Source organism: Acidobacteriota bacterium, assembly GCA_030774055.1.
Taxonomy (GTDB): Bacteria; Acidobacteriota; Terriglobia; order Terriglobales; family Acidobacteriaceae; genus JACPNR01.
Genome location: JALYLW010000122.1, coordinates 1 through 19537 on the forward strand (window position 1 = coordinate 1; position 19537 = coordinate 19537).

Sequence of the window (19537 nt, forward strand, 5' to 3'; positions counted from 1 at the left end):
GTCCGCGCCTATCCTATCAAGCAGACTCGCTATTTCACTTCGATCGGCTTCAGCAACCGGAAGGCGAGCATGGTCTCCGCGGGCAACACCACATCTTTGTTGCCGGTGAAATACGCGCCGCCGGTACCGGCGCCCGCGCCGACCAGCGCTCCGATACCAGCGCCCTTGCCACCGCCCGCCAGTCCGCCGATGAGCGCGCCCAAGCCGGCGCCGCCGCCCACCATCACCGCGGTACGCTTGCCTTTACCCTTCGCCGTGCGTGCGACCGAGCTGCTGTCGATGTGGTAGCTGTTCCCGCCAAAGCCGATCGACTCCAGCCGGATCTGCAACCGCGCGGCGCCTTTGAATTTTCCCAGCGCCTTCGCGTCCACCACCGTACCGGTGGCCTCGGCGCCCTTGGGGATGGCGACTTTGCCGCTGATCGTGATTGGCTCATCCACCACCGCGCTGAAGCTTTGGCCGGGGCTGCTGGACTTCGAGCTGAGCGTCTCGTTCAGCCGCACGTGCAGCACCGTGCCTTGGGGCACCGTGGTGCTTCGCTTGGTGAGGCTCTGCAGCTTCTCCGTCATGCTGGGAGCTTTGGTCCCGCTGGAGGTCGTAGTCCCGGCAGCGTTGGTGCCCTCGGAGGTAGTAGTTCCTGGTGACGGCGCGGGTGTGGGCTGCGCACTTTCTTCGGCCGGCGGCTTGCTGCCGCAGCCGAGCAGGGCTGCGAATAGGATGAGTCCCAGGACGAATGCCGACAAACGTTGCAGTCGCATAAAGCCTCCTCCGTCGAAATCCGTGCAGCACCATAACAGATGCGATTTCCCTGGGCAAAGGACGGCTTTACTTCGACGGCTCGCAGCAGCGCTGCTACGCCCTCGCGCTCCGCTCGCGCGATCCGGCGCTCGCTCCGTGCTCACCCGGTCGCACGACGGTCACGGGCCCGGTTCCACGTCGCTCGAAGCCGCCGCGGCCGCTTTGGGCTCCTCCGGCTCACTCTCCGCCACGGCCGCCGGCTTCTTCCCCGCAAGGAATTTCTTCGTGTTCAACAGCGGGCGCGCGAGCGACCCGTTGTACGTCGTCCATTCCCCCTCCCCCTCGGCTTCGCGCTCGAAATGCGCGCGCATGGATTCCATCTTCGAATCCAGGTCATCGAGGTAGTGCAGCATCAGCGCCTCGGGGAACATGGGCAACTTGGGCGAGCCAAAATCGTACTGCCCGTGATGGCTGATGATCAAATGCTCCACCAGCGTTTTCAATCCCGCGGGGAAGGGCGTCGCGAGCTGCGCACCGGCCTCCGCGGCCTTCTTGTTCACTTCGTCGATCTTTGCCTGCAGCATCTCCAGTTCGATGATCATGTGGCCGAGCAGCTGGCCACGCGTGGTGTAGCTGAACGCGCGCTGATAGCTGAGCTCGTGGATCTTCCCGATATCGTGCAGGAAGGCTCCGGTAAGCAGCAGGTCGCGATCGATCTGCGGATAGTTCCGGCACATCAAGTCGCAACTGGTCGCCAGCGACACCACGTGGTCGAGCAGTCCGCCGATGAAGGCGTGATGCAGCGTCTTGGCTGCGGGCGCGCACTTGTAAGCCGCGGCGACCTCCGGGTCGGCCATGAAGGCCTCGAGCAGCGCCTTGAGGTGTGGGTTCTGGAAGCTGGCGACAAACTCGCCCAGCTGCTGCCAGAGCTGTTCCACGTCTTTCGTGGTCTTGGGCAGGTAGTCGCCGAATTCGACCTCGCCTTCATCCATCTTGCGCAGCTTGTGGATGGTGAGTTGGAAGCGTCCGTTGTACTTGTTGATCAGCCCTTTGACCTTGACGAAGTCATTCTGCTCGAAGCCATAGAGCACGTCGGCGACGTTGTCCCACATGCGCGCTTCGATGTGGCCGCTCTTGTCGGCGAGCGTGAGCCAGAGGTAGAGCTCGCCCGTTTTTTTAGGCTTGATCTGCTTGGTCGCGACCACGAAGTTCGAGGTGATGACCTTGTTCTCTTGCTGCGCGGCATCGCGGACGTAGAAGTCTTTCATCGCAGGGGGTCTCGGGCCCGGGGTGGCTATTTGTAGTCTACTTTGCGGCGTGCTCGCAACCTGGACTGCGACCCGGCGCCGCTGGGGGGGGACGGCCGCAACCGCGGGCCGGGGGCCGGGGATCAAGGCCAGGTCAGCTCTTGCACAGCCACATGCAATAGAACTTGCGCTTCTCTTTTTTCTGCTTCTCGTCGGGGCGCACCGCGGCGGTGAATATGGGCTTGGTCTGGTTGGGGCTGGCGCCGGTGTCGACGTAGCCCTGCTTGATGTCGATGAAGCTGTCTTCGCGCAGCTTGGTGAGATACGCGCGCAGCGCGGGCTGTAGCTTCTCGTAGTACAAACCTTCTTCTATCTGCGGCTGCAGCTCTTTGAACGGCGCCACGCCCGGCTGCTGGTGGTCGGTCACCTTCAGGATCACAAATCCTTGCTTGGTGCGGATGATGTCTGACACTTCGCCCGCCTTCATCTGGTCGAAGGTCTTCTGCTCCAGTTCCTTGGCGAGCACGCCACGCTTGAACAATCCCAGATCGCCGCCCTGCGCGGCCGTCGGCCCGTTGGACACCTGCTTGGCAACCTCTGCAAAGGACTTGCCGCCGCGGATCTCGGCGAGCGCCTGCTCGGCTTTCGCTTTTTGCTGCGCGATCTCGGCCTCGGACATCGCGACCGCGGTCGGCTTTTCCGGCGTGCTGTCCGGCCCCGGACGCTCGGTGGCGATCAGGATCTCGCCCAGCTTCACCTGCTCCGGCTGGGTGAACTCGGCCTTGTGCGCCTCGTAAAACCTCTCCGCATCTTCCTTCGTCATCTGCAGATGCTGGCCCACCTCGGCCTGGATCACCTTGCGCGTGATGATCTGGTTGCGCATGTTCAGCTTCCAGTCTTCGTAGTTCACGCCTTGCTGCTCGGCGGCTTTTTCCAGGTCTTCCAGGGTAGAGAGTCCGGCGTTCTTGCGCAGCTCGTCGAGACGCTTGATCACCTCCGCGTCCGCGTTCATGCCCATATCGCGTCCGCGCTGGATGAGCAGCAGCTGGTCGATCTTCTCCTTGAGCGTCTCCCTATCCCTCTCGGCGAAGACTGCGTCGGGGTTCGGAGCCTTGGCTTGCTTGATCTCTTCGCGCAGCTGCTGGCGTTCGCGCTCCAGGTCGGAGCGTGTGATCACATCGTTGTTGATGCGCGCCACGATCTCTTCCAGCACCGTGTCGGCATGCAGCGTGAAGGCGCCCAGCAGCAGCGCGGCAGCAAGATAGCGGGCAAAACGCAGGTTCATAACACTCTCAGAAATGCGGGGATAGAGGAGACGGTAGCCACGATTTTACTACTGCCTGGCACCCCCGCGCCACACGCCCCCAGCCCGATTTATGATGGTCGGTCGCGCTGGCGCCCTAGCTGCCGCGCCTCGTAGAGTCCTTATGGAGACCACCGCTATGCGTTCCCTCCGTGACGTCATCCGTACCCCGACCACCCTGCTGCTCACGGTCCTGTTCGCCGCTGCCTGCCTGGCACAGACCCCGCCTGCGCCCTCCAAGAAAACGGCCAGATCGAAGCCCGCGGCAAAATCGGCACCGGGCACGCCTTCGCTTAGCGACCTCAAGAAGATGACGGCGCGCTTTGCGCCTACGCCGCTCGTGGTCTCGACCGCGGACCTCTCCGCCGGCGACCAGCAGGCGCTGGTCAAGCTGATCGAGGCCGCCGCCATCCTCAACGACCTTTTTATGGACCAGCTGTGGTCCGGTGACCGCGCAACTCTCGCGCGTCTGCAGAAAGACAAGACGCCGCTCGGCCGCGCGCGCCTGCATTACTTCTGGCTGAACAAGGGTCCGTGGTCGGACCTCGACCAGGGCAAGGCTTTCCTGCCGGATGTCCCTGCGGAAAAGCCCGCGGGAGCGAACTTCTATCCCGAAGACATGACCAAGCAGGATTTCGAGATGTGGGTGGAGACGCTCGCGCCGAAACAGCAGCAGGAGGCGCGCGGCTTCTTCGCCGTGATCCGGCGCGCGCCCGACCGCAACCTGAAGGCCGTGCCGTTCGGCGAGGAATATAAAACCGACCTCGACCGCGCTGCCGCGCTCCTGCGGGAGGCTGCCGGCCTGACCTCGAACGACACGCTGAAAAAGTTCCTCACCTCGCGGGCCGACGCCTTCCAGTCCAACGACTACTACGCCTCGGACGTTGCCTGGATGGACCTCGACGCGCCGCTCGATATCACCATCGGTCCCTACGAGACCTACAACGACGAGCTCTTCGGTTACAAGGCGAGTTACGAAGCTTACGTCAACCTGCGCGATGAGAAAGAGACGGCGAAGCTCGGCTTCTTCGGGCAGCACTTGCAGGAGCTCGAGAACAACCTGCCCATCGAGCCGAAGTATCGCAATCCCAAGCTCGGCGCCATGTCGCCCATCCGCGTGGTGAACGAGGTCTTCGCCTCCGGTGACGGGGCACACGGGGTGCAGACCGCCGCCTACAACCTGCCCAACGATGAGCGCGTGGTCGCGGAAAAAGGGGCCAAGCGCGTGATGCTCAAGAACGTGCAGGAAGCCAAGTTCAAGCACATCCTTATCCCCATCGCGAAGCAGGTACTCACGCCGGCGGAGCAGAAAGACTTGAGCTTCGACGCTTTCTTCACCCACATCCTCGCGCACGAGCTCACGCACGGCCTCGGTCCGCAGCAGATCGAAGTGAACGGACGCAAGACTTCGCCGCGCGCCGAGATGAAAGAGGTCTACGGCACCATCGAAGAGGCCAAGGCCGACGTCACCGGACTCTTCGCGCTGCAATATCTGCTCGACCAGCAAAGCGCTGGGAAGATCCCGGCCGGGACCATCACTATCAGCGAGCGCCAGCTCTATACCACGTACTTTGCCTCGATGTTCCGCACGCTGCGCTTCGGCACCAAAGACTCTCACGGGCGCGGCATGGCCATCCAGTTCAACTACCTGCTCGGCAAAGGCGCGATCGTTGTCGGCAAAAACGGGCCGTTCGCGCTGGACTGGGGGAAAGTGAAGTCTGCCTTCCGCGATCTCGACCACGACCTGCTCACGCTCGAAGCCACCGGCGACTACGCCGGCGCGAAGGCGCTGCTGGGATCGAAGGCGGTGGTGGGGCCGGAGTTGGAGCGCGCGCTGGCCAAGCTCGCCGCCATCCCCACGGACATCGAGCCCATATTCGTCACCGCGAAGAAGCTGGCGCCACAGGTGGTGGCCTCGGGGGCCGAGTTCGAAAAACCAACGAAGAAGTAGTTACTTCTTCTTCTTCCCGAACAATCCACCCAGCGCGCCGGTGATGCCGCTTTGTCCCTGCTGGCCGGGCTGCGCCTGTTGTCCGAAGCCGAACGGGTTGGTGATCAAGCCGCCGATGTCGGGAATGATCACTGGACTCGACGTGGTGCCCGTGACGGTCAGCGGCAGCGTGCCGCCCCCGCGGGTAAGGCTGCCCAGCTGCACCAGGGCGGCGAGCGGGCTGTTGGCGGAGAGCTTCACGTTGAGCTTGTAGTTGAGCGCGTTGTTTGCCGCGATGGTGCCTGAGCCGGTCGCGGTGCCGAGCGCCGGCATGATGAGTGTGAGCTCGTCGGTGCGCATGCCATCCGGCGCCACGCGCAGCTTGCACGACATCAGCTGGATGTCGGTGTTCGCCCCGGTCTGCGGCGCGACCATGGATTTGATCCTCGATCCGATGTTGAAGTTCGCCAGCCGTGTGTTGTTCACGTTCACCGTGCCGGTGGTCACCAGGCGATCGATCGGCCCGAGCAGATCGAGGTTCGCGTTCGCCACCCCGCCCTGCAGCGACGAGCCTGGCGGCAGCACCACGCCCACCGCGGGCAGCAGGCCTTCCACGTCACCGACCGGCAGGTTCTGCCCAGTCAGTTTCAGGCGCACCGTCGGCGTATCGGGCTTGAGGTCATACGTGCCACCGAGCCGGGCAACGCTCTTTCCGGTGTGGATCACCCCCTTGGTGAACGCGCCGGTCTGCTTCTCCAGATCGAGGTCGGTCGCGTACTCCACTGAGACCGGGGACCGGGCCGGCTGGCCGCTGCGCACCACCTTCAAGCGGCTCACGTTGGCTTTGCCCTCGCTATGCGCCTTCTCGCCATCGGACTTCACCGTGCCGGTGTAGTCCACGATGCCCGCCAGTCCAGACGAAGGATCGATGAACCCGGTGGCGGCGATGTCCACATGCTTCAGTTCGACCTTGGCGTCGAGCGGCGTCTTGGCGGCGTCGCCGCGATCGACCGGACCGGCCGTGCCCTCGACTTTCATCTCACCGTTGCCCGGCGTCTTGGCCGCGACCGTGAACGACATCTTCGACGTCAGCGAAACGTTCTTCGCCGTCACGTTCACGTCGATGTAGGTGCCCATCTTCTTGCGCGCGCCCAGGCGCACCACGTTGATGGTGCCGTCTTTGATCTTCAGCTCGCCCACACTCACGTTCGGTGCGCTCGATCTCTTCGCGCCGGGCGCCGCGGTCGCGCCCAAGCTGGAGAAGTTCCACTTCCCGCCGGGATCGTGGATGAGCGTGACCTGAGGCTCGCGCAGCGTGATGCTCGAGACCTGCAGGCCGCCGCCAGTCAGCAACTTCATCACGCTGGCCTCCACCGCCACCGACTTTGCCGTGATGAAGGGTTGTTTGCTGAAGGCGGGATCGTCGGAGATGGTCACGTCTTGCGCCGTCACGTGGCCGGCGAAGGCGGAAAGGGAGAGCTTGGCGACCTTCACGTCGCGTCCCAGCGCGCTCTTGAGCTGCGCCTCGAGCTGGGGGCGGAAGCTGTCCACATTCACGAACAGGGGCACTGCTGCCAGCAACACGATGAGGACGAGTACAACCACGCCGGCAATGATCAGCAGCTTGCGGTTCTTCATCGAAGTGACCTCGCAGCGCGTCCGCGCTACGCACGCGCGCGGCACCGGCAACTGGGAATGCTAGCACCGCGAGATGAGCGCAGCAATCGCGCCCGGGCTCAGCCTCTAGCGCCGGACGAGCGCGAGCGCGGTGTGATCGTTGTGTGGATTGTCGGCCGAATCCTTACGCGTGAACGGCAGCCGGAAGGCGCCGGTGGAATTCGCCAGGAACTCGCCTACATCGTCGAGCACCGTTTGGCAGAGCGCGCCCGCATCGGTGATGTCGGTCGCAGCGCTGAGCACTTTTTCGGCACGCTCCAGGCCATACTCATTCGAGCTCACCCGCGCCTCCACCAATCCCTTGGAGACGATGAGCAGCGCCGATCCGGGACGCAGCACCGACATCAGCGCGTCATTGGTGGTGTGCGAGAACAGGCCGAGCGGCGGCCCCTGCGCCGAAAGCAGCGTGATCCCTTCGGGATCGCGCAGCAGCGCGGGCGTGTGCCCGGCATTGATGTAGAACATGGTGCCGAGCGAGTCGTCATACACGCCCAGGAACGCCGCGGCGCAGCGCACGCCGTGCGCCGCTTCGATGATCTTGTGGTTCAGGTTCACCAGCAGCTCGGTGGTGGCCTCCGCCTCGTTCATGTCCTCGGCGGAAAACAGCTCGGGAACGCGCCGGTGGAAGAGCTCCTGCACGTGCGCCGCTATATCCAATGCCTCATCGCGCCTGCCCGCGATGTCGAGCATAAGGAACGCCATGCGCGAGGGGCCCGCGGCCACGTAATCGTAGAAATCGCCACCCACGCGGGCGGCACGATACTTAGCCGCCACCGCCGAATTCGCGAGTTGGGGTACGTCCGCGCGCGCTGGTTGCGCGAGCGTCTTCGCCGGTGCCGCTGCCTTGAACGGAGTCATAGTGAGAGCGTTACGCTGGGGAGGGATGGAAAGTACCACACTTTGGCGCCATCGCCAAAGCCCGGCTTCATTCTCCGTACTTGCCCTTCAGGTATCCGGCCATCTCGCCCTCCATGTCGGAGTATCCGGAGTGGATGGTGGCGCGGAGCGCCGCCTCGGTGGATGAGCCCTCGGCGATGCGCTGCAGGATGCGGACCAGGTCGCTGAATCCATAGGTGTCGTTGATCCGCTCCGCGAAGGCGAGCGATTCGGCGTAGGCCAGGCGGGCCTCCGGGGCGCTGAAGGTGGTGAATGACCCTTCCATGCCGTTGAGCGGGATGAAATTTCCGCTGGCGAAGCCGCGCGCCAGGATGCGGCCGTCGCTTCCCGTCGTGCGACCCTCCAGCAGCATGGCCATGCCTTCGTGCAGCCACACGGGCGCGTGTCCGCGGCTCAGCGAGTTGATGAACGAGTGGGCCAGCTCGTGACGCAGCACGCGCGAGAGCTCAGCGGAGACCACATTCATGCCGCGCAGCGGGATGCGCAGCTTGCCGTCGTTGAGCGCGCTCGTCCACGCAGGCGCGTTGGTCACATCGAAGAATGCCTGGTCGGTGTAGAGGATCACGACCACGCTCTGGTGCGGCGATTCGCCAAACTGCGCCGCCAGATCGTTGTAGTGCTGTTCGAGCACGTCGAGGATGGCCCGGCGCAACGCCGCCGGCGCTCGCGTCCCTTCATAGCGCATGGTGAAGTGGCTGCTCGCCTGCTCGTCGTAGCCGTGTTCTGCCGCCAACTCCCGCTCCGCGCGCGCCATCATGGCCTCGGTCCTCTCGTTCGGCCGCAACTCGAGCGACCGTTTCCATGCTGCCACCGCATCCTTCGTGCGGTCATTCTGGTAGAGCGCGTAGCCGAGCACGTTCTGCGTGTCGGCCGATTTCGGCGTCACGCGCACGGCCTGTTCGGCATACGTAAGCGCATCCGCGGGGCGTCCGCAGGCCATCAGCAGGGTGGCGTAATGCTCGAGGATGAGCGAGCTGCCCGGATCGAGCCGTGCCGCCTCCTTCATGTAGTCAGCGCCGCGGATGGCGTTGCCGCGGATGTGCTCGAAGCGTCCCGCGGCGTAGTAAGCGGCAGCGCTCCGATGCGTGTCGCCCTGCTGCTCGATGGCCGCCAGCGCGTCGGCGTCCACCGCACCATCGCGCACCACTTTGTTGGTCAGGTCGGGCAGGCGGTCGCTCGGTTCGGCGACCGGAACCTCCGGGACTTGCGTCGCCGGCGCGCTCACCGCCGGCGTGCCGCCCGCCGAGACGCTTGCCACCGACGACTTCAGGATGGCGTAGGTGTTGTCGCCGATCTCGTACTCCACCTGGTTGCCCTTCTCGTGGACGCGGTCGGCAACGATCGTCCGCCCATTCTTCAGTGTGATGGTGTCGGCGGCGCTTAGGGATGATCCCGGGAAAAGGCAGACCACGGCCAAGATCGACGACAGCGGCAGCAGAGAGGCGCTCAAGATGGGCCGCAGAGACACGATTCGCGCATTCTAGCGCGAAGCGCCCTCGAGGAGAGATAGCGACACGGATACAACGATACAACGACACTACAACACAACGACACTGCGATACGACGAGCCAGCGCCTCGGCGCTCGGAGCCGGGCAGTTAGTTGGCGAGCGCGCCTTCCAGGCGCAGCAGCGTGACCTTCTTCTCGAGTCCGCCACCGTAGCCGCCGAGCGAACCATCCGCCTGGAGCACGCGATGGCAGGGTACGACGATGGCCAACGGATTCGAGTGGTTCGCCTGGCCTACCGCGCGCGAGGCCTTGGGACGTCCCACCAGCTTCGCGATCGCAGAGTAGGTCGTCGTCTTACCGTAGGGGATGCGGGTGAGCGCCTTCCAGCAGCGCTTCTGGAACTCGGTACCTTGCAGATCGAGGGCGAAACTGAAGCGCGTGCGCTTGCCCTCGAAGTATTCGCGCAGTTCGCGAATGAACGGCGCGGTCTTCTCTTCCGAGAACAGCCACAGGTTGCTGTTGTTGCGCGTGCAATAGAGCAGCGCGCCCGGCGAATCGAACTCCAGACAGAACAGTCCGCGGCGCGTGGCGCCAACGATCAGCGGACCGACTGGGGAAGTGATCCGCGAATAAAAAATCGCCTCCATCGCTGCCATCGAACTTTCTCCCTTGGCAAAACGTCGCGAAAAGCCGCGGCGAAAAACCCTGCCGCGAAAAACTCTGCCGGAAAAACGTGTGCGGCAATCTACCACTTCTGTGAAAAAAGAAAAGCCCTTTGCATCTCTGCCAAGGGCTTCCTGGGGAACGGTGGCGGTTGGGTTATTACTTCGGTTCTTGCGACACCGTGGTGGAAGCTTGGGCAGGGGCGAACCAGAGTTGCTTTTTCTGTGGGCAACGCGCCCGGGGCCAGGCGGCATCCATCTATTTAGGGCCATAGTCCGCCTTGGCCTCTGTACGTGTGCTCGCATGCGAAACTTCTCTGATGCCTCTGGTCGGCTGCGCGCTGGGGACCTCGCTCCCCACTCGGAGATCTATCGCGTCTACCATCGCGCGCACCGCTTGCCGCATGACGTCTACGTGAACGCCGGCTCGCGGCTGCCGGTGTGCCGCCGCTGCGGTCGCGACGCGGAGTTCGGATTGCTCATGGCCGGCGCCGACCTGAACACTGATTTCGATTTTTCCCGGCGCGAGGACGACGCCCGCAGCGCTTAACTTTTTTCTCTTCCTCCCGCACGAAGTTTTCGATTGCGTTACAATTCCCCGTTCCAAAAAACCGTGCGCAGCACGACCGCAAGCGGAGGCCCGATGTACGTTGTCCCTACCGAACGCTTCAAGCCCGGCCAGATCCTGGAACAATCCGGGGTGTATCGCGTCTATCACCACGCGCATCGCCTGCCGCATGGCGTCTTCATCCCCTCCGGCACCACCCTGCCCCGGTGCCGGCGCTGCGGTGACCGGGTCGAGTTCGGGCTGCTGCTGCTGAGCGAGCCCCTGAATCGCGACCACGACCTGTTTTTCCCCGCCGAAGCGATGAACGCCTGATCGATTCGGAGCCGGTGCCGCCGCGCCCCTTTCCAGTCACAGTCTTCATTTACAACCTTCCATCTCCCAACTTACGTTTACAATCGCAGTCCTTGACCATGCTGAAGCGCGCCTTACTCGTCTCATTGATGTTGCTGCTTGCCGCCACGGGCGTCGCCTTCGCCCAAGTCAAAGTCCAGCCCTCCGATCGCATCGCCCCCGAAAAACTCGCTGCATACTCCGACCTCGCGCAGCGCTGGATGGAGGCTTATCTCAAGGTCGATACCACCAACCCTCCCGGCAACGAAGCGCGCGCGGCGGCATTCTTCAAGCAGATATTCGACGCCGAGGGCATCGAGAACCGGGTCTTCGAGATCGCTCCCGGCCGCGCCAACCTGTGGGCGCGCATCCCCGCCACCTCCTCCGCCAAGCAGCGTCCGCTGGTGTTGTTGAACCATGAGGACGTGGTCTCGAGCGTGGCCAGCCGCTGGAAGCATCCGCCATTCTCCGCCGCCATCGACGATGGCTATCTCTACGGACGTGGCGCGCAGGACATGAAGTGCGATGCACTGGCGCAGCTCGTCGTGCTGGTCATGCTCAAGCGCGAGAAGCTCGCGCTCGACCGCGACGTCATCTTCCTTGCCACTGCCGACGAAGAAGTGGATGGCATCGGCACCGACTGGGTCATCCAGAAAAAGCCCGAGCTGCTTGGCCATGCCGAGTTCCTCATCACAGAGGGTGGCGAGAACCTGGAAGAGAACGGAAAAGTGAAGTACATCGGTCTCGACGTGGCGGAGAAATCGCCCTACTGGCTGGTCGTCACCGCGCACGGACGTCCCGGACACGGTTCCAAGCCCATCGAGAACTCCGCCCCCAATCGGCTGGTGCGCGCGCTCGACCGCGTGCTCGCGTGGCATACCGAGATGAAGGTGCTTCCCGTGGTCGCCGAGTTTATGCGTCGCGTCGCCGACCAGCAGCCGCCGGAGATGACCGCCAAGTTCCGCGACGTCACCAAGGCGATGAAAGACGCGAAGTTCCGGGCTTGGCTCGAGCGCCAGGAGGGCCTGGCGTATATGTTCCGCGCTACCATCTCGCTCACCCAGCTCGAAGGCTCCGGCCAGACCAACGTGATCCCCAGCGTCGCCACTGCGCATCTCGACGTGCGACTGCTGCCCGGGGACAAGCCGGTGGAGTTCCTCGCCGCCATCCGCAAAGTGGTCGCCGATCCCGAGGTCACGGTCGAGCCCGAGCCCATGACCTTCCGCGAGGCGAACATGTCCTCGACCGACAACCAGCTCTTCCGCGCCATCGAGCAGGTCGCCGGCCGCTACTTTCCCGGTGTCCCGGTGCTGCCCCGCCTCAATAACGGATACACCGAGAACCAGCGTTATCGGGAACTCGGCATGGTGAGCTACGGATTCTCGCCCTACCAGAACACCGCAGAAGAGACGGCGAGCGAACACGGGGACAACGAGCGCATCCGCGTGGAACAGATCCGCAAGGGATACCGCGTGCTCTTCGATGTGGTCGCGACCGTCGCCGGCGCGAAATAGCCGCCAGAATCCTCCCTCCCGCGTTACATCCGGCCCTGCCGCTGGCCGCATCGAACTTTCCTTTGGGGAATAGTGTCTCTGCTTCTCCCGCATCGTAGAATCTATGCGTAGGCGCCGGCGACCGGCCGGCGCGGCAGCTTTGGTTGAAAAACTATGCGCCGTTTCGCCCTATTCCTCCTCATCGCGCTCGCCGGATGCCGCTCCGTCGGCCAGCAAGTAGATGTTACCAAGCTGCACGTTCCCGCCGGCTTCCACATCGCCATCGTCGCAGACACCGGTAGCTGCGGTCCGCGCTTCATGGCGTGGAGTCCCGGCGGCACCCTGCTCGCCACCTGCGTGGACGAAGGCAAAGTCCTCGCCCTTCCCGGCGCACAAAGTGGCAGCGCGCAGCGCGTCGTCACCGTGCTCAGCGATCTCAGCGGACCGCACGGCATCACCTTCCACAACGGCAAGCTCTACGTCGCCGAGACCAATCGCCTCGCCGCTTACGATTGGGACGAGAAGAACGTGCGCGCGACGAATCCGCAGCAGGTCGCTGATCTGCCCGCCTCCGGCGGCGGACACATGACCCGCACCGTCCTGTTCCACGGCGGCAAGCTCTACGTCTCCGCCGGTTCGAGCTGCAACGTGTGCCGCGAGAGCGATCCGCGGCGCGCCGCGGTGATGGAGTTCAACCAAGATGGCTCGAGCATGCGCATCTTCGCGCGCGGCCTGCGCAATTCCGTCGGCCTCGCCGTCAATCCCAAGACGAACACCATCTGGGCGACTGACAACGGCACCGATTGGCTGGGCGACGACCTGCCGCCGGAAGAAGTCAACGAGCTGCGTGCGGGCGGCAACTACGGGTGGCCCTTCTGTTACGGCGACAAGGTGCCCAACACAAAGTTCGATCGCAACGCGGCGGAGCATTGCCCGGCGACCGTCGCGCCGAAGATCAAGATGCAGGCCCACTCCGCGCCGCTCGGACTCGCCTTTGGGGTGGGCCCGATGTTTCCGCCGGAATACCAGAACAGCCTCTACGTCGCGTTCCACGGCTCGTGGAATCGCGCCGTTCCCACCGGATACAAAGTCGTTCGCATCCCACTCGACGCACACGGCGAGCCCGCCGGCCCGCCGCGCGACTTTGCCAGCGGATGGATCGCGCCCGGCGAGACGCGCAAAGGCAAGTGGATGGGACGTCCCGTCGGCGTGCTCTTCGGCGCCGACGGCTCGCTCTTCATCTCCGACGATGCCAGCGGCCACGTCTACCGCGTGACGTTCACTCGGTAAGCGCTACAATCCTCTCCGCATCCCCACACCCACGGGGGCATGGAGGCAAGGTGGCAGCCATCAACTACAAGCGCGTGCTCGGCGGCGGACTCGCCGCCGGCCTGCTCTACGACATCTTCGAGTTCGCGCTGTCACCGCTCTTCATTGGCAATCAGTACGACGTGGAACTGAGCGCCATCCGGCACACGCAGCCGAGCGCGGCGGGTTACACGTTCTTCATCTCCTGGGGGTTCGTGATCGGCCTCATCGCGATCTTCCTCTATGCGGCGGTACGTCCACGCTTCGGACCCGGTCCGCGGACGGCGGCGCGCGTGGCGCTTGCGCTCTGGATCATCGGCGACCTGATGCCGCACGTGGGAGAGGCGTTCATGGGCATCTTCACCCTTGGACTCATGCTCAAGTTCGCCGCGCAGCAACTCCTCATCATGCTGGCATCGACCATCTTCGGTGCGTGGCTCTATCGGGAGAGCGATTCCGCCGGGGGCTGAGCGGCTGAGCGGATGAGCCGTCAGCGGCCCGAAGTCCGCTTGCCGCCCATCATCTTCGTATGCTGCTCGAAGATGTAGTTGTCGGTCATCCCGGCAACGTAATCGCACACCACGCGCGGCAGCGAGGAATCGCGCGCGCGCTCCTGGTAGCTGGCGGGCAGCGCATCCGGATGCGCGATGAAGTGCTCGAACAGCTCGGTGATCACGCGCTCGGCGCGGTCTTTTTCCGGACGCAGCGCCGCCGAATCGTAGACGTGGTCGTAGAGGAACTGCTTCGACTGCCGCCGCGCCGCCTCTACCTCTGAACTGAACGCGGCCAGCCGTTCCGGGTGTTTCCGGATATCCGCGAGCGACTTCGCGCCCGCATCCTGCGCGCGCTTGCGCGTGTTCTCGATCAGGTCGGTCACCATCAGGTCGAAGACGCGCTTCACCGTCTCGTTGAACTTCAGCTTCTCCAGCACTTGCGGATGCTGGCGCTCCTGCTGGCGATAGAACGCTTCGAACAGCGGCACGCCCGCGCGGATCTGCTCGACGGTGAGCAGGCGGGCTTCGTAAGCGTCGTCGAGGTCGGCGGTGTTGTAGCCGATCTCGTCGGTCAGGTCGATGAGCTGCGCCTCGAGCGGCGGACGCTGGTCGAGCATGTACTCGGCGAGTTGCGGAAAGTCTTTGACCGCGTAATCCCGCGAGTGCTTCACGATGCCTTCGCGCACCTCGAAGGTGAGGTTCAGGCCGCGAAAATCCGCATAGCGCAGCTCGAAGTCTTCCACGATGCGCAGCGCGTGCAGGTTGTGATCGAAGCTGTCGCCGTGCGCGCGCATGGCCGCATCGAGCGCTTTCTCGCCGGCGTGTCCGAAGGGTGGATGGCCCACGTCATGCACCAGCGCGAGCGTCTCCACCAGGTCCACGTTCAAGCCGAGTTGCGCGGCGATGGTGCGCGAGATCTGCGAGACCTCGAGCGTGTGCGTGAGCCGATTGCGGAAGTGGTCGGAGTAGCGCTGGGTGAAGACTTGCGTCTTGTTCTGCTGGCGGCGAAAGGCGCGCGAGTGGATGACGCGGTCGCGATCGCGCTGGAAGTCGTTGCGGTAGGGATGCGCCGGCTCCGGATACCTGCGACCGCGACTCTCCTCAACGCGCACTGCGTAGGGCGCCAGCATGGAATCAGTGTAGCGACCCGGGAAAACAGTGGCTAGTGGGTAGCATCTCACCGCCGAGTACGCCGAGTACGCCGAGCACGCCGAGTTACCGGTGGAAGAGCGGGCCTTCAGACCCGCGTAAAGAAGAAACAGATTCCCCTTCCCCGCTGCCGCAGGCCCCGTCGTCCTAACGCTACTCGGCTTCCGCTTCTCCTTCTTCGTCGTCGCTGCGCCGGCGTGGAATTGGACGAGAGTATGGGCGAGCGTAAGGGCGCGGGCCATCAAGCACCAAACAGATAGCCGTCAAAAAGCTTTCGTCGCTCTTCGTCGCTACTGAACCTCAAGGCCCACTCCCTATCCAGCAGCAATTTTCGGAGGATAGTCACCGTGACCGGAAACATCTCCACAGTCGCATCGATGACCTTCCCGTCCGAAGGAATCCCCCCGTGAACGATGGCGGAACGAACGGCATAGAATCGCTTCACTTGTCTAAATGCAGACTGCCGCTCCGCTGGGCGATCCGACACAAAGCGGGAAATATTGAATGCGATTTGGTGCGCCGTTTCAAATTGTGAGTTTGGGGCGAACAAGATCTCGAGACACACCGCGAGATTCAAACAGATGTGCTCAATGTAATGAGACCGCCAAGCTGTGTAGAAAAATAGGAGAGCGTTCGCTATCCGTCCTCGGGATTTCTCTGACTCCCACAACTCTTCTGTCAGTTTCCAGGCCGCAGCAATCTCTCCGCAAACGGTTCCCGTCAGCGCCGGCCATTTCCCCTGCAAAAACTCAGTCTGACCAAAAAGTGCGAAGACGACATGCGTCTCCCGCACGGAACGAAAACCATCTTCAAGAACCAGAATCCTGGACATGCCAACAAGTCCGCCCGTGATTACGGTGACTAGGTTTAGCAGCCGATCAACACGAGACAGCGGATCGCCAAAGTTCAAGTAGTAGTCGTCGTGCCTGGGTTTCAAAAGCAGGAACGCTTCATATTGGAACGGGTCGCCGTCGTCAACTCCCTGTTCAGCGCAGAGTTTGTGGTACCAGAATTCAACGGGTGTTCCACTCATGCGACAGAGTGTGATGCCCGCAGCGATCGGGGCCTCCGGGGCTTCTCCCGCCCATGCAAATCCATGCAAGAGCACCGCGACTAAAGGTGCCGCGTGTTCGCCGGCCTCATTCAAACTCGCCCCCTCGCGCGACGTTTTCGCTCCTTAAGGATGATGTTGCTTTAGCTCCCGTTAGTCGGGACTGCCGAGGATTTCCTCGCGAAGCTCGGTGTAAGTGTTCGGGCCCTTCGCAGTGATTAGGAATGCCAGCTGATCCTTCAACATCGATTGCACTTCCGCGCCGACAGAGAACGCCAATGACTCGAGGTGGGGTGTAAATACCGACTGAAGTTCGTCCAGCCTCAAGATGCTATCCACATCCAGCAATCCGGCCTTCTTGGGCAGGAACAACAACTGGGGATATTCCACTTTGCGAACCCGTCGTACGAACTCTGGCGAAAACTCTGCTTGTCCCGTCTTCGTGTCGGCGAGGCCAAAAATCTGGGCGACCAAACAACGCCGACGATGTACCCGTCCTCGATAGCCTCGATTGTCAAACCCGATCTCCAGTTCGGGCTGGATTAGCATGACGGGTCGCACCTTAGCGCGCACGACGATGAACTCCTCGTTGGTTTCCAACTTTGGAACCTGCAGCGGTGTACCGCGACGAAAGGCGTCCTTACCAGCACGACTCTGCTGAAATTTCGAGGCGATGGTTTTCGTGGGTTCGTTGGCCTCCGGGACAGGACGCCACAAATCCAGATTCTCGTGCGGATAGTAGGCGTGCGTCTTGAAGAATTGCCCAAATACGAAGTTGTTTGGGTTGTGATGTCCGAGGGGAAGTTGCGAGTAGAAGTCCTTGCCAAACCACTCGTCAATGAACATCAGCGGTCTGCGTCCTCAATCTTCTCTAATGCCTTCTGAAACTCCTCGTCATAACGTGGAGGCGTGAAATGAAAATCCACCGAATCACGCTTATGACGCGCAAGTTTCGATTGGAATTCGAGACGGCGGCGCTTCAGTTCCTGCTCCGTTACGCTTGACGGTGGACGTTGATACTTCTCTGGCGCGTCGACGCTTATGCAGCTAAAGTCCAAAGGCTCATTCCTGACGCCGCGCAGCATCGGTTCTGTGTGGAAGTAGACGTGATCGAGGATCTCGCTGGTTGGGGCGTCCGCCCAGGTACTTAGAACGCCTCGCAGCAGCAGCTCATCTGAAGGCCTTGCGAAAAGCCTGGTTGCGTCTCTCGGCTCTGCTGTCCGATAGAATGTCGTATCGTGCTCCTGATTCGCGCTTTTGCCTTCCAGGAGGATGTCGTTCACAACCAAATCGTCAACAAGGGGATCGAACTCCCGAGCCCAAGGGCCGAGATGAAAGAACTTCCAATTGAATCCGGTGAAGGTCTGCCTATGAACGCGGTAATACTCAAGGTCGAACAAGTAGAGAAGCTTGAGTAGCTTTGTCTTAGTAACGTAGCCGCCCCTTTGAACAACCTGAGAGACAACAGCGGCCATCAAGTCCATAATGAGCATGTCCACGGGCTCGATGCGACCTCACTCCCTGTTTCTGCGGCGTTCCAAAGGGCCTTGCCAAGTGGGAAAGACTACCAGAGCTAGGAGTTGCCCCGGGCTGCGGAGCGACCGTATGGAACCGACCGGAAAGATTCGTCGACAAGGCTAGGCCGGTGACGCCTTCTTCTTCCCGACGAAGAACTGCATGAACATCCACAGCGCTATCCCGGCAATGATGCCAATCGCGCCTATCGAACGGTAGCTGAGCCCCTGCCCCTGGAGCCACACAGCCGCCCCAAACATCACTGACCCAGCGGCGATGATGCGTCCAATAGCCCCCATGAATTTACGATCAAAGAGGCTTTCTACCTTATCGAGAACATTGCGCTGAGAGTCATCCACTTTCCCTGACAGTTTCCTAGCTTCGTCAGCGATCGTATCCTTCAAGAGCATCACGTCGTTGGAAACTATTTCGAACTTACCGTGAAGCTCGGTCAGCTCACTACTAATGTGATTAAAAGGGTAACCCGCCTCTCTCAATTGCTTTTTTGGATCTAGCTTCTCAACGGACGACGCAACAAGCTTTCCCTTCGGGATATTGGCAGGGATCGTTCTCGTTGATCGCGCGATGCCCTTCGTATTCTGATACCGGTCATTCGCCCGCTGGCCGTAGGGGATGTCGGGAATCTCATCTCCCTCAAGCAAGAAGAAAGTGAGCTTGAAGATTGGTTCTCCGTAACCAAGCACGAAGTCTCTGATGGAACTGTTCCTGAGTCCCCAATTGAGTGTTCCATCCCAACCGGAATCCACCTTTGTCGCGGACTGCAAGATTCCCTCACGCATCATGGTGGTTGTCGGGGTGATCAGCGCCATCATGTCGCAGCCAGGAAAGACTCTCCCGATAGCTTCCTTTGTGAAACGGAAATCTTCGTAGCTAGAGATTGTCACCGTTTCGCCGGGCGCGACTCTTAGGAACATATCTGGACCAAGTTCTTTTTCTTCGTCGGTGGAATGGAAGAGGACAGCCTTCCCCAGGCGGATTTCAATTCCGTTAGGGTTGAGTCTTTTCTCGTCAGCATCCAGAATCACTGTGCCTAGGAGTTTCCGGACATCTTTGTCGGAGAGAATCTTTGCCACGGGCAATCCCTCTCTTGGCGCAATTGGTGACGTTGCCATTGTCCTGTGGCGTACCAGCGAAACGAGGGCGGTCTCGAGCTAGCGCGACAGAACGAACTTTTCTTAGATTAGACCACACGTCCTGCTGCACGATGAGAGGGATTCCCCTTAGGAAGCTATCTGTTTACCCCCTCCTCAGGCTCCGAGTTGTTGTTCGCTTTATATTCGCCCACAAGGATACACTAGAATTCAGGCAAGCAACTGAATATCAGTGCAAATCTTCTAATAATATCTTCCAGAAATACGAAAATCTTTGTCATTGACAACCAGAATCCAATCGGACTACGATGCGTTCACCATATGTTCGCCATGCCAAATCGCGCCACCAACGGCCCCGAACGGACGCATTGGGTAACCCAATCCGCCATTGGGTTACCCAATCCGTAAAACGTTGAATCCATTCAGGAAGCCTCCCTCCGACCCGGGGGGAGGGGGTTATCCCGATGCCGCCTTCCAAAACCGGCGGCACCCACAACGAAGCAAGCGGAGTAAGCGGGCGCCCGAGCAAGCTCGGCGCCCGGCTGTTCTTTGACAATTTGAGTCGGCAATCTTGCTCGACGCTGGATTGGCGGGCGAGGCCGCCCGCCTCCACAC

At 61.9% G+C, this 19537-nt stretch carries 18 protein-coding genes; 6 read left to right on the top strand and 12 right to left on the bottom strand.

What is annotated here, in order from left to right; translation table 11 throughout:
* Positions 1 to 29 precede the first annotated feature (29 nt).
* The 3 genes from M3P27_10170 to M3P27_10180 form a co-directional block, all read right to left on the bottom strand.
* A complete protein-coding gene (locus M3P27_10170) occupies positions 30 to 758 on the bottom strand; it encodes a hypothetical protein (protein MDP9268670.1) in 729 nt (242 codons plus the stop codon).
* Between the two features lie 159 nt (positions 759 to 917).
* Entirely contained in the window at positions 918 to 2006 is a 1089-nt protein-coding gene (locus M3P27_10175; protein MDP9268671.1) for an HD domain-containing protein, read from the bottom strand.
* 133 nt (positions 2007 to 2139) lie between these two features.
* On the bottom strand, positions 2140 to 3270 hold the full coding sequence (locus tag M3P27_10180) for a peptidylprolyl isomerase (GenBank protein MDP9268672.1): 1131 nt from the start codon (positions 3268 to 3270) through the stop codon (positions 2140 to 2142).
* 157 nt (positions 3271 to 3427) lie between these two features.
* Here M3P27_10180 and M3P27_10185 point away from each other — a divergent pair, with 157 nt between their 5' ends.
* On the top strand, positions 3428 to 5239 hold the full coding sequence (locus tag M3P27_10185; protein ID MDP9268673.1) for a hypothetical protein: 1812 nt from the start codon (positions 3428 to 3430) through the stop codon (positions 5237 to 5239).
* Here M3P27_10185 and M3P27_10190 read toward each other — a convergent pair whose 3' ends face one another.
* From M3P27_10190 to M3P27_10205, 4 genes are all read right to left on the bottom strand, one after another.
* Complete coding sequence (locus M3P27_10190; GenBank protein MDP9268674.1) at positions 5240 to 6856, bottom strand: AsmA family protein; 1617 nt, start codon at positions 6854 to 6856, stop codon at positions 5240 to 5242.
* Between the two features lie 105 nt (positions 6857 to 6961).
* Positions 6962 to 7753 carry a SpoIIE family protein phosphatase gene (locus M3P27_10195; GenBank protein ID MDP9268675.1) on the bottom strand — a complete coding sequence of 264 codons (792 nt, stop codon included), beginning with the start codon at positions 7751 to 7753 and terminating at the stop codon, positions 6962 to 6964.
* A gap of 67 nt (positions 7754 to 7820) precedes the next feature.
* On the bottom strand, positions 7821 to 9260 hold the full coding sequence (locus M3P27_10200; GenBank protein ID MDP9268676.1) for a peptidase MA family metallohydrolase: 1440 nt from the start codon (positions 9258 to 9260) through the stop codon (positions 7821 to 7823).
* 129 nt (positions 9261 to 9389) lie between these two features.
* Complete coding sequence (locus M3P27_10205) at positions 9390 to 9896, bottom strand: methylated-DNA--[protein]-cysteine S-methyltransferase (GenBank protein MDP9268677.1); 507 nt, start codon at positions 9894 to 9896, stop codon at positions 9390 to 9392.
* 310 nt (positions 9897 to 10206) lie between these two features.
* Between M3P27_10205 and M3P27_10210 the strand changes: the two genes are divergently transcribed.
* From M3P27_10210 to M3P27_10230, 5 genes are all read left to right on the top strand, one after another.
* A complete protein-coding gene (locus M3P27_10210) occupies positions 10207 to 10452 on the top strand; it encodes a hypothetical protein (GenBank protein MDP9268678.1) in 246 nt (81 codons plus the stop codon).
* Between the two features lie 93 nt (positions 10453 to 10545).
* Positions 10546 to 10782 (top strand): hypothetical protein, encoded by a 237-nt coding sequence (locus tag M3P27_10215; GenBank protein MDP9268679.1) that lies wholly within the window; start codon positions 10546 to 10548, stop codon positions 10780 to 10782.
* A gap of 98 nt (positions 10783 to 10880) precedes the next feature.
* Positions 10881 to 12314 carry a M20/M25/M40 family metallo-hydrolase gene (locus M3P27_10220; protein ID MDP9268680.1) on the top strand — a complete coding sequence of 478 codons (1434 nt, stop codon included), beginning with the start codon at positions 10881 to 10883 and terminating at the stop codon, positions 12312 to 12314.
* Between the two features lie 153 nt (positions 12315 to 12467).
* Positions 12468 to 13583 carry a PQQ-dependent sugar dehydrogenase gene (locus M3P27_10225; protein MDP9268681.1) on the top strand — a complete coding sequence of 372 codons (1116 nt, stop codon included), beginning with the start codon at positions 12468 to 12470 and terminating at the stop codon, positions 13581 to 13583.
* 50 nt (positions 13584 to 13633) lie between these two features.
* On the top strand, positions 13634 to 14071 hold the full coding sequence (locus tag M3P27_10230) for a hypothetical protein (GenBank protein MDP9268682.1): 438 nt from the start codon (positions 13634 to 13636) through the stop codon (positions 14069 to 14071).
* A 20-nt stretch (positions 14072 to 14091) separates the two neighbouring features.
* On the opposite strand, the gene M3P27_10235 is transcribed toward M3P27_10230, so the two are convergent.
* The 5 genes from M3P27_10235 to M3P27_10255 form a co-directional block, all read right to left on the bottom strand.
* Positions 14092 to 15225 carry a deoxyguanosinetriphosphate triphosphohydrolase gene (locus M3P27_10235; protein MDP9268683.1) on the bottom strand — a complete coding sequence of 378 codons (1134 nt, stop codon included), beginning with the start codon at positions 15223 to 15225 and terminating at the stop codon, positions 14092 to 14094.
* 260 nt (positions 15226 to 15485) lie between these two features.
* Positions 15486 to 16391, bottom strand: coding sequence for a HEPN domain-containing protein (locus M3P27_10240; GenBank protein MDP9268684.1), 906 nt, complete (start codon positions 16389 to 16391; stop codon positions 15486 to 15488).
* Between the two features lie 57 nt (positions 16392 to 16448).
* Positions 16449 to 17141, bottom strand: a complete 693-nt coding sequence (locus tag M3P27_10245) for a hypothetical protein (GenBank protein ID MDP9268685.1) — start codon at positions 17139 to 17141, stop codon at positions 16449 to 16451.
* Positions 17141 to 17794, bottom strand: coding sequence for a hypothetical protein (locus M3P27_10250; protein ID MDP9268686.1), 654 nt, complete (start codon positions 17792 to 17794; stop codon positions 17141 to 17143). The genes M3P27_10245 and M3P27_10250 overlap by 1 nt, the downstream gene beginning before the upstream one ends.
* A gap of 138 nt (positions 17795 to 17932) precedes the next feature.
* Positions 17933 to 18904 carry a hypothetical protein gene (locus M3P27_10255; protein ID MDP9268687.1) on the bottom strand — a complete coding sequence of 324 codons (972 nt, stop codon included), beginning with the start codon at positions 18902 to 18904 and terminating at the stop codon, positions 17933 to 17935.
* Between the last annotated feature and the right edge of the window lie 633 nt (positions 18905 to 19537).